A 12,880-nucleotide genomic window follows, 5' to 3' on the forward strand; every position below is an offset into this window, starting at 1 on the left:
ATTTTCATAATTTTTATCAGTAAATAGCCTGAAAATTAACTGATTTCAGGAAGATTGCGCCACTAAAAATAAAATGTGTTATCGTTAAAAACAATTGTAATTAAAAGCCATTCATCTAATTAATAAGGATGAATTGGTTAGTCTGTAAATCATCCGTGTGCAACATGATTGGAGCAGCATACTCTAGAAATTCGTTGCAAGAAAGCCGTCATAGCAGTCGGGGAAGCGCTTACTTGTTTGCACCGATGGTTAACTTCAATGTGATGGCCGATGTGGGAGATAATCCACCTTAAATTGGATTTGATTTGGGCAGAATTACCCATGAAAATCCAACAATAATTACATATCCTGCTAGACATAAATTGTCTTTGAGCTTTGAAATAGTCTAGTCAAATGTATTTTTGTTGCCAAATAGCTTGTAGGACTGAGTTGTTTGAAAACACTCACACAGCCTGAGAATAACCTTCAGGTAAGCAACTCTATACGTAGTTGTGTAACAAGCTTTTAAAATTTTTTGCCCCAGAACCAAAACAGTAACCTATCTCAAGGAAAAAATATTCCCATTAGACAATTTAATAGTCTGAACTTTGACTCTGCAATGCATTTTTTGAAAAATCAGCAAAACTTTTGCGTAAGCTTACTAGTGCCAAAGCATATTAGGTGAGTAATCATACTTCATTAAAGTTAAAAAATTGCTTGTATAGTTCAAGTCAGACTTTGGTTGTTCCAAATTGGAAAGCCATGTAAAAAATCTAGGGAATACAGTAATAGCGGTAACTTAAATTAGGTATTAAGACATACCAATACTAATGGTATGGGCATGAGATTAGGATACAGCCCAAAAAAAGCTTCAAAACCTCAACAACAATTGATTGAAGAGATATGTAACCATGCATAAAGACCAATATTTCTCAAAATTTCAACGCGCCCAAGAACTTTTAGTAACTACAGTCTTCGGAGATATTCCGACACTCATTCTCGGCCCAAAGTTGCGAAATTTAGTATATCGTACTATTTTTGCCAAAATAGGCAACCCAGTTTATATCCAAAATGGTGTTGAATTTAACGGTACTTCTTGTATTGAAATTGGCAGTGGAGTATATATTTTTAAAGGTGTGCGGTTGGACGCTAGTGGACACAAAAATAATAGAATTCATCTAGGAAATAGAGTCGCTATTGAACGTTACGTAGATATCGGGTGTTTGGAAAATACGTATATACATATTGATGAAGACACCTTCATTGGCCCCAACGTATGTATTGAAGGGCCAGGAGACATTAAAATTGGCAAACACTGTATGATTGCAGCCCACTCAGGTATATATGCTAATAGTCATAACTTTACCGATCCAATGCAACCGATAAAATCCCAAGGTGTGACTCGTAAGGGAATTGCGATCGAGGATGACTGTTGGCTAGGGCATGGAGTAACAGTATTAGATGGCGTTACCATTGGTCAAGGCAGTGTGATTGGTGCGGGAGCAGTTGTGAATAAAGATATTCCCCCTTTCTCAGTTGCTGTAGGCATACCTGCACGAGTAATCAAAAATCGAATTGGTAAGGAACTAGCAAAACTTTAGGGTAAATGTTGACTAATGACTGAGAACTGGATATGGTAAGTGTTTTCTCTAAACTCTACTTTTTGGGAAACTTATATTGTTAGTCAACGTCTCAAGAATAGCCAGTCTCTGAGTTATTTTTTAGAGACATTTAGCAAGTCAGACACGCACCATTTTCAATAAACTTGAGTATTGGGAGTGCTGGGTTAGGAGTCGTAGGGGCGCAAGGCCTTGCGCCCCTAGCCCGTGGTATATTTATCTGAAAATAGCCGTAAGATCTTCTACACCCCTGATTTCCTCCCATCCTCTAGTCAACACTCAACAGTCAACAGCCAACACTCCCCAGAATCTGGTCTCAAAAAGGGACGAGATGTGGGTAATATAAAGTAGCTACTTTTTCTGCATGGCAGATACTGAAACAAAAGCTCTCTTTGTTATACCCTTTGGAGATGTTTGTATGGTGACTTTAAAAATCGTTGTTTATATTGTTGTTGCCTTCTTTGTAGCTATCTTCGTCTTCGGATTTTTGTCGAACGACCCAGCTCGTAACCCCGGCCGTCGCGACTTGGAGTAAAACAGCGATAAATTATCCACAACTTTGGAAGGCGGAAAATACTCAACGCCACGGAAACTTACTAGGTTAAAGTTAGTAAGTTTCCTGCTCCAAGTAGCAGAAGGCGACAGTCGAAAGGCAAAATGTATATTCATGCTTTTGTTCGCCATTTGGCTGTTTGTTAGCTCGGTTTTGCTCAAATATGCTTCATCCAGTTCTGCCGCCCGATCCGCCTCCTATTCTCGAACCTTTACAAATTGCCAATCCTGTCTTATCTGTTAGTGACACTAAGTCTACTTCAGGTGTAAAAACTCGGATACTCTTAAAGAAAGGCAAATCCAAGCATGATAAGGATTTAGCTCAGTTGCCGATCGCAGGTGAGACGAAAAGTTATCCGCGATCGCCAACTTCGCTCGACTCAACTGCTGATGAGGTGCTAGTTGCCGAAACTCCATCTCCACCCAATCCACCAGAAACTTTCCCGCCAGAATTTTCTTCTGGTAGCGCCTCCCAAAGTGCGGCACTTCTAGGACAATCTCTAGAAGTTGGTTATCCCACGCAGGAAGTTGAGACTTTTAATCTTGCTGAAAAAAAAGATACAGAGGTAGACAGACGCAAAGACGGGGAGACACGGGGACAGGGAAAAACAGAAGTTGGAGGGTCTGAAGAACTTCAAAAGCGATCGCCAAATCCCGACTCCAATAACCAAGAAAAACAAACCTCATTAGACTCTCCTGACTCTAATGTGTCCCCGCGTCCCCGCGTCCCCGCGTCCCCTCCTCCTGTTTCTGCATCCAATTCTCAATCAGTACAAAATTTAATCCAATTCAAGTCTCGCAACCCAACAAACAAACTTTCTGCCCCCTTCACGGTAGAATTCTATTCCCAAACCCAAACACCAAGACCTACGCCACAAGTAGACACAACAAATCAGCCACAAGCGCCAGCTACTACGCCGCCAGCCGCCGCACCGAGAATTGTCGAAGTAACTTCAGATCGGCAGGAGTATGACGAACAACGGCGGATTATTACAGCTGTTGGTAATGTGGTTGTCCGATTTGATGGAGCGGTAGTAGATGCCGATCGCCTACAAGTCAATTTGGATAACTTGATTGCTGCGGGGGAAGGTAATGTCATTCTCACACGGGGCGATCAAGTACTGCGGGGACAACGTTTTACCTATAACTTTGTTCAAGATAGCGGGGAAATGCTAAATGGTAGAGGGGAAATTTTCGTACCCTCAGCCAGTACAGACTTTGCTTTCTCATCCACAAACATAACTGCTGGTGGAGTTCCACAACGCCTGCCGAGCGATCGCATTACAGCTAATCAGCCGCTTTCAAGTGTCAGCAGTCCCGGAGGAATCGATATCACAGTTGGTGCTGGTCAGACAGAAGCTAGCAATCTCCCCCCCCCGAAAGCTGGGGGTGCAGTCAAGCGCTTGAGGTTTGAAGCCCAACAAATTGACTTCTATCCCCAAGGCTGGCAAGCAAGCGATGTCCGCATCACTAATGACCCTTTTTCGCCCCCAGAACTAGAGTTACGTGCAGATAAAGTCACTTCCACGCGGGAATCACCCTTGGTAGAGCGCATCCAGACACGCGGACAGCGTTTGGTATTAGATCAAACGATTTCCTTACCAATTCCCCTAAATGAGCGGACGATTGACCGTCGAGAGCGGGATGTTACACCCTTTATCGTCTCTCCCGGCTACGACGGAGAAGACCGAGGTGGTTTCTATGTTGAGCGTGGCTTTCAAGTCATCGATACAGAGCAGACACGCTGGACAATCACGCCCCAGTTATTTGTACAAAGGGCTATAGAAGGAACGGATAACTTAAGCGGAATATTTGGTGTCAGAACCAGGATAAATTCTGTTTTGAGTCCACGAACTGTAATTCAAGGTACTGGAGAGTTAACCAGTTTTGACTTCGACAATGTAGAAGACAGTTTTCGGGCGAATTTGGGATTGCGCCAAATATTAGGCGATCGCCTTCCTCATTTGTTGAATTTGCAATACAATTACCGCGATCGTCTCTACAATGGCAGCCTTGGTTTTCAAGACGTTCAGAGTAGTTTTGGTGGTCTGATTACCTCTCCTGTGATTCCTTTAGGGAAAAGTGGCATCAACCTTACCTATCAAGCAAGTGCCCAGTATATTGATGCCAATACCGATCGCTTAGACTTACTAGAACCAGTGCGGGAAAACAATCGCATCTCACTAGGTCGCCTACAAGCCAGTGCTGACCTCAGTACTGGGTTCCTGCTATGGCAGGGAAAACCGTTACCACCGACATCCAGTGAGGGATTACGATACACAGCTACCCCTGTAGTTCCTTACTTACAAGCGATCGCTGGCGTCACCGGTACCAGCAGTTATTACAGCAATGGAGATAACCAAAGCACCCTAACTGGTAGAATTGGCTTACTAGGACAAATTGGTAATTTTTCTCGACCCTTTTTCGACTATACTGCCTTTAATATTAGTTATTCTCAAGCTTTAAATAACGGATTATCACCTTTTTTATTCGATCGCTCCGTTGATAACAAAATATTGACTGCTGGCATTACACAGCAAATCTATGGGCCTCTACGTTTAGGCTTTCAAACATCAATTAACTTAGATACAGGTAAAGAAACTAGCACTGACTACATAGTGGAATATAGCCGCCGCACCTATGGCATTACCTTGCGTTACAATCCGGTACTGGAGCTAGGTGCTGTAAGCTTCCGAATTAGTGATTTTAACTGGAGTGGTGGCACCGATCCATTTTCTGAAATTAAACCAGTAGTCGGCGGCGTGCAACAGAATTATTAATCAAAATTGCAATGGGGCATTGGGCATTGGGTATGGGAAGAGGACAAGGGGACACGGGGACACGGGGACAGGGAGAATAATTCCTAACTCAGCACTCCCCATGCCCAATGCCCAATGCCCAATGCCCAATGCCCAATGCCCAATGCCCAATGCCCAATGCCCAATGCCCAATGCCCAATGCCCAATGCCCAATGCCCTATTCCAATGATTCGGGATTTAAAGGCAAAATTACTGTAAATGTAGTACCGACATCAACTTGGCTTGTAAAGTTAATTTGACCTCCGTGAGCATCAACGCATCTTTTAACGATAACTAACCCCAATCCAGTGCCTTGAATTGATTGGACATTTGAGGCTCGATAGAATGATTCAAAAAGTCGGGCTTGGTCTGCTTCAGGAATACCAATGCCTCTATCTTGAATATAAAAAATTGCTACTTTATCCGTAGGATCGCATATTAAATCGAATTGAATATTGCTACCTTTGGGAGAATATTTGACCGCGTTTGACAGTAAATTTCCGAACATGTAATGTAAAAGCCGTTCATCCATCACAGCGTTCGTATTTTCAGTATGACAAGTAAAAATAATTTGACTTACACTATTTATAACAGTAGAAAAATCGTCGATTAGCTCTCTACAGAATTGTTCTAAGTTAATTGGAGCAGGATTGCATACGAGTTTTCCTGCCTCCGCATGGCCCATAAATAGTACCTCTTCCATGAGTTGGTTCATGGATTGTACTGCTCCTTGAATGCGGTTTAAATAAGTGCGTCTTTTAACATCTGTCAAATGCGAACCTTGAATTTCTATGAGTTCTACTGCCGTTTGAATAACTGTTAAGGGATTACGGAATTCATGAGATACAGTCGAGATAAATAAAGACTTAAGACGGTTAAGTTCTTGCTCCTTTTGTAATGCTTGCTCTAGCAATTGTGCTTGACGCCGTTCACTAAGATCCCAAAAAACAACTACTACACCATTTATCTGGTCGGGACGCCGCCTCAGCGGTGAAGCACTATCACCAATGGGAACTCTTTTTCCGTCCCTAGTAATCAAAGATGTGAATTCTCCCAAATAAACAACCTGTTGTTCTCGCAGTACTCTTGTGACTGGGTTTTCTAAAGTAGCTTCTGTAACTTCATCGACAATATGAAAAATATTTGACGCCTCATTTCCTAAAGCATCTTCTTGCTGCCATCCAGTTATTGCCTCAGCTGCGGGATTCATGAATGTCACCATTCCTTGCTCGTTGGTGGCAATTACAGCATCACTCATGGAGTTTAAAAGAGTTGCTAATTGATCTCGATTCTCCCGCAATTCGCGTTCTAACTGGTGTTTTAACAAACCGATTTCAATAGCTATTCTTAAATCTTTTGTCGTAAATGGTTTAACAATGTATCCGAAAGGTTGAGTAACTTTTGCTCTGTCTAGAGTATTTTCATCACCATAGGCAGTGAGAAAAATCACGGGAACATCTAGCTGTTCGCGAATATGAGCAGCAGTAGCAATACCATCCATTTCTCCTTTGAGGATAATATCCATTAGTACTAGTTCTGGTTGAGTTTCCCACGCCTTAGCAATGGCAACTTTTCCGGAGGAAGCTGTACCTGTGACGGTGTATCCTAATTGGCTGAGTTGGCTGGCAATAGTTCTAGCCACAATCACTTCATCTTCAACGACTAAAATCCTAGCTTGAGGCATTTGATATTTACTAATCCAAAGTTAACTGGGTGAATTGGATTTTGAATACTGTTCCACGATCGCGTTCTAGAGTAATCTCACCTTCGAGTTGTTCTGTAACTAAGTCATACACTAAAGAGAGGCCCAAAGAACCAGTATTTCTCCAATCTAAATTATCCGGTAAACCAATACCGTTGTCTTGGATAGTCATCTCGATACTCTTATTAAGATTTCGTAAAGTAATATGAATTGTGCCTGCTTGTTGGTTAGGAAAAGCGTGCTTGAGGGCATTGGAGATTAATTCGTTAATCACTAGCCCACAGGCAATAGCTTGGTCAACATTCAAACTAACTGAATCTATATCAGTTTCTAAAGTAATTCTACCGGGAATTATTTGATAAGAAATTAGCAGACTGGCTGCCAAATTATGGATATATTCACCAACATCAATTTGCCCAATGTTAGTAGAAGTATATAAATTTTTGTGAATTAGAGATATTGACTCGATGCGGTTTTGACTTTCTCTGAGAACTTTAATAACTTCTGGATCTTTAATTGTGTGAGACTGGAGTTGCAATAAGCTAGAGACAATCTGCAAATTGTTTTTAACTCGATGATGTACTTCTTTTAAGAGAACTTCTTTTTCAGCCAAAGCGCTTCTGAGCTTGACTTCAATTTTTTGTCTTTGAATAAGTTCAGTTTGAGCTTGCTCAAAGATGCTAGATTGTTGAATGGCGATCGCCAACTGTACTGTAACTTGATCGAGCAAATCTAATTGATTTTCTTCCCACTCCCGAAAGCGAGAACATTGGTGAGCGATTAGTAAACCCCAAATGCGTGAACCAGGGTTTTGAGAGTTTACTTCTAGTAAAATGGGTACAACTAAATTTGCTTTGACATCAAACCGTTCTAATAGCTCAATATGACACTCAGTTAGTCCAGCTTGATAAATATTAGCGATCGCTCGTTTGCGTCCTTGATAATACTCTACTCCTGCGCCTTCTTGAAAACAAGTATCATGAATCTCTACACCTAAGGAAACCGTCCATCCAGGCTCTACAGATTCTGCCATAATTGTGCCGATCATCTCTCGGTTAAACTGATAAACCACTACTCGTTCAACCTTGAGCAAATCTCGCACTTCTTCAACTGTTGCATTGAGAATATCTTGCAAATTCAAAGATTGACGAATTCTTTGAGCAACAGTCCTCATCAATTGCTCTCGTTCGGCTTGAGCAATAATCGCAAGTTCACTTTGCTTACGTTCTGTGATGTCCTGCCCAATACCGATAATTTGACCATTTGGCAGGTTAACATTAGTCCAAGACGTATCTAGTAAATGGCCATCCCGCAGCCGAACTCTAAAGTCACCCCAATTGCGTTGGGCAGACTGAATAAAATTAATCACATGCTGACGATATTCGGGATTAGGATATAAGACTTCTAGAACATCAGCATTTTGAAAATCTTGGAATTTCCAACCTAGAACATTTTCCCACTCTTGGTTCACCCACTGAAGTTTACCATTAGGATTAATGAGTGCGATCATCAACGGTATATTTTCAAAAATTAACCGCAAGAATTCATTTTTTTCTTGAAGTTTTGTTTCAATATTTTTGCGATCGTTGATATCATAAAGTACTGTTAAGATTGCTGCTTCATTGTTAAAATTTAAATATTGTAGTGAAGCGATCGCCCAAAAATAAGTACCATCTGCTCTTTTTAATTCAAGTTCATAATTCCGAATATAACCATGTTTATTTAACACTTCTAACAGTGTTCTAAAATCTCCTAAATTCTGGTATAAATCCAATAAATGTTTATGGTTGATTAAATCTATTGGAGAAAATTGAAAAGTTTGAATTAATTCCTGATTAGCATATAAAATTAAACCATCAGCTACACGGGAAATAATTAATGGAACAGGAATAGCTTCAAAAATAGCTCGAAATCTAGCTTCACTTTCTTGAAGACTTCTTTCTATTCGTTTATGTTCTGTAACATCTTTTATATTAACTAACTGAGCTTTATGATTGGCATAGTCTATTGGATGTGAGGCAATTTCTACATCGATGATGTTTCCATCTTTTTGACGATGTTGCAATTGTTCACTAAAATCGAAACTACAATCTTTTTGGTCGCAATATTCCGACGTTATCGGCACATATTGTGAAAAAATAATATCAGTTATTCGCATTTGTAAAAACTCTTCTCGCGAATAACCATAGTGGACAATAGCAGCTTCATTTACATCTAAAAATCGCAGACTATTTTCGTCAAATATCCACATGGGATTAGGATTTTTAGTAAAAATAAGATTAAACCTTATTGAGTTATCATCAATAATTTTTTGCCGATGTAACTCTAAATGAATAATTATTTGTCGAGCCAAATTTTCTAAAGCTACTTGCTCCTTAAGATTTAAGTTTCTTACAGCAAAATCAACCACACAAAGAGTACCTAATGCAAAGCCATCAGAGGTAATTAGAGGAACTCCTGCATAGAAGCGAAAACCATTATTTGATGTTACTAAGGGATTTGTGGCAAACCGTTCATCCTGCAAAGTGTCGGGAATAATTAATATTTGACTTTCCAAGATTGTATAATTACCAAAGGAAATATTTCGAGCCACTTCCGATGTAGTTACTCCAATTTTTGATTTGAACCACTCGCGCTCTGCATCCACTAGAGTAATCAAAGCAATTGGTGTTTCACAAAAGTTAGCAGCTAGTTGAGCTAGTCCATCAAAAACTGCTTCTGGAGGTGTATCTAAAATTTGATACTGATTAAGTACTTCTAATCGTTGACTTTCGTTTTCAGCAGATAGCATCAATTTTTATTTATAAAGACCTTTTTTATCTTTGATTTGGATATAATCAAATTGAAAAATCAGTTTTAATTCGTAATTATTTTTTTTATAAAATACTTATTTTATTGTCTTATATTAATTAAAAAGTATATTACTTTTTAATTAATATACTTTTTGAAAAATTAATAATTTATGCTCTAGAGCCTTTCTGAAATATTAATTGTACTTGATTATAAATAAATTTTTAATCAGTTAAACAACTTTTATAAAAAAACAAACAATCTTCATCAGTACTTTTTAGGTATTACAAAGTTATTTATATTACAAAAATCAGCCTATTATCAAGGTATTAAGGTGCTGAGAAAAATAAAAGTAAAATGATATACAAAAATATTTGCCACCAAAAATTTGGCGACGAAATCGAGCCGCTCCAGAGGCAAAGAAATCAGAAAATTTCTGTCACCTCTGGTGGGAGCGGTTAGTTCTATCTTGGGCGTCCAAATGTAGTGATATATAAAACAGCTTCATCAGCAGGAATACCCAAAACTTCATTTACTTGGTTATCAAAGAATCCACCGATGCCACTAACGCCTATATTTAGATGCATTGCAGCTAAATTCAGCCGTTGTCCTAAGTGGCCGGCATCCATATGTAAATAACGGTAAACGCGATCGCCATACTGAGCGATCGCAGCCTTAAGATCGGCTGTATGAAACAGCACCGCTGCTGCATCTCGTCCTAATTCTTGTCCCAAGCAGAGAAAATGTAGCTCTCGGCGGAAATTTTTAAACCGAATTTGGCGTAATTCTTGAGCTTTGGGCGCGTAATAATAACAACCGGCTTCCAGTCCTTTGACTCCACAAACAGCAATAAATGTTTCTATTAAATTCAGGTCAAAATAATCTGGAGAAATATCTAAATTTTGGTCAATGTAACTTTGCGGTTGATAAGTGAAATCAAGTAAACTTTTCAGTTCATCAAAAGTTAAATCATCACCATTGTAAGCGCGGGTAGAACGCCGCTTATACATAGTCATTTCCAAGTCTGAAAGTTTTTCTCCCCACTGTATAGGTGTAGTGGTGGTGGGAATTTTCAAACAGAAAGGAAAATTATATTTATCCTCCAAAGATTTTTTTTGTTTGATAGTTGGTAAATTGAGTTTGCCAGTTACACCTGGTTGAATTTGGGTGTGTTTGTGGAAGTACGTCAGCAGTTCGCCATCGGGAATTTGTGGATAACTTGTTTCAGTGGCAGAAGGTAAAGCAGTGCATCCCAAAGGCAGATTTTGATTAATATCTAACAAATCTGCCAGAGGTAGAATAGCGATCGCACCTTCATGTTGTGAATCGATATAAAGCAAATCATTTATTGATTCATCCACAAAACCGCCGATTAAATGAGGGCGATAATCAGTAATCGCACCAGCTAACTCGATATTACCTAAAAGGTGACCCGTATCCAGAAAAATCCGACGATAAGCCCGGTCTTCATAGCGCCAAGCAGAACGATAAAAAACCGCCGTCACAATAATTGCCAATTGCGTAGTTTCTAGGGAAGGATGCCAAAAACAAGCTTCTTGTAGAGTTTGCCAAACATTGCTTTCCCAATAATGCATCAGCGAATGAGTCCGGCACTGGTAATTATACAGGCCTGGAGGTAATAACGGCGTACCACGGGAAACTAAATACACCTCCGCAGGGTACAACCCACCAGCACTTGGAGCCGCACGTAAATAAACCGCACTTCCCATAGAAGGCATTCTCGCCGTTAGTCCATAGCTGCGAAACAGCAACCGCGACAGTCTTTGCCACCATTGAGCATCTCGATTATTAGCAAATGCCTCTGGTTTTTCTTGGATATAAGGTTTGAGATCGTAAGTAGAGCCAATTTTGTATTCCTTGAAAGGTACTGGCTGCTTAGCCCAGTCTAACCTTTGAGTTTTCAAAGCCAGAGTCTCAGGGTCGTATTTAGTCCGTTCGTGATAATGCTGAGCAATTGATTGGTGTAATTCTGGCATAGTACTTTTAATATCCTTAGGGCATCCTTATCTTTGATCTTGGCATTCATCAGTCTCATTATTTCGTGTCAATTAGTACAATCCTCAGACTCACAAAGTGGTATTTGGTAACTGAATTGGGTATGGGGCATGGGGCATTGGGCATTGGGCATGGGGAGACAAATCAATTCAAAATTCAAAATTAAACAACTTCTGCCTCCTGCCTTCTGCCTTCTGCCTTCTGCCTTCTGCCTCCTGCCTCCTGCCTTCTGCCTTCTACCTCCTGCCTCCTGCCTTCTGCCTCCTGCCTCCTGCCTCCTGCCTCCAATGCCCCATATCCCTTCTTTCGCAGTACGATATAAACGCAAAGATATCTCGCCACAGATGGATGTGCAATGATGCCTGTACGTCAGACTTTATCAAAACCTGATATCCAACTTTCTTATTTAGAGTGGAACCAGGGTCAAGAACCTTTACTGTTGTTACATGGTTTAGGTGACCATGCTCTTGTGTGGTCTAATTTGGCAGATTACTTGGCGGCAGATTACCACATAGTCGCACCAGATATGCGTGGACATGGCGAAAGTAGTAAACCAGATAAAGATTATAGCTTTGAGAGTGCGATCGCAGACCTGGAAGCACTCATGGAGAGCCTCGGATGGACTTTTGCCCATATTGTTAGTCACTCTTGGACAGGCAAATTAGCCGCCATTTGGGCAAGACAAAACCCAAAGCGTTTACGAAGTATGGTTTTAATCGATCCAATTTTTATTTGGAAAATGCCCAGCATCTTCAGGCTAACTTTTCCAATGTTGTATCGCTTCTTGCCTTTTCTTAAAAGCATGGGTCCCTTTGCCAGTCAGGAAGAAGCCGAACAGCAAGCACAAAAATTAAAGCAATATGAAGGATGGAGTTTTCTACAACAGCAAGTCTTCCAAGACGGAATTGAGCAAAAACCCGATGGTAGTTGGGGGAGCAAATTTACTATTCCCGCCCGCGATGGAATTTTTGAAGCAGTAATGCAAGTGCCTGGTTTTACAATTCCCCTTGATACCCCTGCCCTCTTCATCCAACCAGAACAGGGACTCAACCGCCAAAATTGGCAAATTCAACCCTACAAAACCTATCTGAAAAACTTACGCATTTCCCAAGTTCCCGGCAATCATTGGCCATTTTTGACACAACCAGAGCCATTTAACCAAACTGTAGCAGCATTCTTAGCAGAACACAGATCGAAAATCTCATGATTATTTAAACGGGATTATCCCACAACAACAGAAGAATTAAGATGAGCGATCTCTAAGGGCATGGGGCATGGGGCATGGGGCATTGGGCATTGGGCATTGGGCAAACAGGAGTGTGGGAGGTGTGGGAGGTGTGGGAAGAGACGAGGGCATAAATTCTCTTTCTCCCCACACTTCCCCATCCCCCCACACTTCCCCATCCCCCCACACTTCCCCATCC

Annotated in this window: 9 protein-coding genes; 5 read left to right on the forward strand and 4 right to left on the reverse strand. The window is 40.7% G+C overall.

Going from position 1 to position 12,880, the window contains the following annotated elements; genetic code table 11:
* Window positions 1-164 precede the first annotated feature (164 nt).
* The 4 genes from H6H03_RS41270 (at window position 165) to H6H03_RS13260 (ending at window position 4,930) form a co-directional block, all read left to right on the forward strand.
* A complete protein-coding gene (locus H6H03_RS41270; RefSeq protein WP_256091202.1) occupies window positions 165-293 on the forward strand; it encodes a hypothetical protein in 129 nt (42 codons plus the stop codon).
* Between the two features lie 597 nt (window positions 294-890).
* Window positions 891-1,580 (forward strand): acyltransferase, encoded by a 690-nt coding sequence (locus H6H03_RS13250; RefSeq protein ID WP_190955554.1) that lies wholly within the window; start codon window positions 891-893, stop codon window positions 1,578-1,580.
* Window positions 1,581-2,016: 436 nt separating this feature from the next.
* On the forward strand, window positions 2,017-2,133 hold the full coding sequence (locus tag H6H03_RS13255) for a photosystem II reaction center protein I (protein WP_190955567.1): 117 nt from the start codon (window positions 2,017-2,019) through the stop codon (window positions 2,131-2,133).
* A gap of 181 nt (window positions 2,134-2,314) precedes the next feature.
* On the forward strand, window positions 2,315-4,930 hold the full coding sequence (locus tag H6H03_RS13260; RefSeq protein WP_190955555.1) for a DUF3769 domain-containing protein: 2,616 nt from the start codon (window positions 2,315-2,317) through the stop codon (window positions 4,928-4,930).
* Here H6H03_RS13260 and H6H03_RS13265 read toward each other — a convergent pair whose 3' ends face one another.
* From H6H03_RS13265 to H6H03_RS13280, 4 genes are all read right to left on the reverse strand, one after another.
* Complete coding sequence (locus H6H03_RS13265) at window positions 4,931-5,122, reverse strand: hypothetical protein (protein WP_190955556.1); 192 nt, start codon at window positions 5,120-5,122, stop codon at window positions 4,931-4,933.
* A 4-nt stretch (window positions 5,123-5,126) separates the two neighbouring features.
* Window positions 5,127-6,632 (reverse strand): hybrid sensor histidine kinase/response regulator, encoded by a 1,506-nt coding sequence (locus tag H6H03_RS13270; RefSeq protein ID WP_190955557.1) that lies wholly within the window; start codon window positions 6,630-6,632, stop codon window positions 5,127-5,129.
* A 10-nt stretch (window positions 6,633-6,642) separates the two neighbouring features.
* Window positions 6,643-9,441: a PAS domain S-box protein gene (locus H6H03_RS13275; RefSeq protein ID WP_190955558.1), complete on the reverse strand. Its 2,799-nt coding sequence runs from the start codon at window positions 9,439-9,441 to the stop codon at window positions 6,643-6,645.
* A gap of 463 nt (window positions 9,442-9,904) precedes the next feature.
* Window positions 9,905-11,437, reverse strand: coding sequence for a SagB/ThcOx family dehydrogenase (locus tag H6H03_RS13280; RefSeq protein WP_190955559.1), 1,533 nt, complete (start codon window positions 11,435-11,437; stop codon window positions 9,905-9,907).
* 374 nt (window positions 11,438-11,811) lie between these two features.
* On the opposite strand from H6H03_RS13280, the gene H6H03_RS13285 reads away from it, so the two are divergent.
* Window positions 11,812-12,663, forward strand: coding sequence for an alpha/beta fold hydrolase (locus H6H03_RS13285; RefSeq protein ID WP_190955560.1), 852 nt, complete (start codon window positions 11,812-11,814; stop codon window positions 12,661-12,663).
* Window positions 12,664-12,880 lie beyond the last annotated feature (217 nt).

Origin of the sequence: Nostoc paludosum FACHB-159 (genome assembly GCF_014698835.1) — a bacterium.
In the GTDB taxonomy this organism is placed as follows: Bacteria; Cyanobacteriota; Cyanobacteriia; order Cyanobacteriales; family Nostocaceae; genus Nostoc; species Nostoc paludosum.

Bases quoted from the DNA above. Each gene is read 5' to 3' on its own strand.
- H6H03_RS41270 (WP_256091202.1), top strand. From the start codon at position 165: ATGATTGGAGCAGCATACTCTAGAAATTCGTTGCAAGAAAGCCGTCAT.
- H6H03_RS13250 (WP_190955554.1), top strand. From the start codon at position 891: ATGCATAAAGACCAATATTTCTCAAAATTTCAACGCGCCCAAGAACTT.
- H6H03_RS13255 (WP_190955567.1), top strand. From the start codon at position 2,017: ATGGTGACTTTAAAAATCGTTGTTTATATTGTTGTTGCCTTCTTTGTA.
- H6H03_RS13260 (WP_190955555.1), top strand. From the start codon at position 2,315: ATGCTTCATCCAGTTCTGCCGCCCGATCCGCCTCCTATTCTCGAACCT.
- H6H03_RS13270 (WP_190955557.1), bottom strand. From the start codon at position 6,632: ATGCCTCAAGCTAGGATTTTAGTCGTTGAAGATGAAGTGATTGTGGCT.
- H6H03_RS13275 (WP_190955558.1), bottom strand. From the start codon at position 9,441: ATGCTATCTGCTGAAAACGAAAGTCAACGATTAGAAGTACTTAATCAG.
- H6H03_RS13280 (WP_190955559.1), bottom strand. From the start codon at position 11,437: ATGCCAGAATTACACCAATCAATTGCTCAGCATTATCACGAACGGACT.
- H6H03_RS13285 (WP_190955560.1), top strand. From the start codon at position 11,812: ATGATGCCTGTACGTCAGACTTTATCAAAACCTGATATCCAACTTTCT.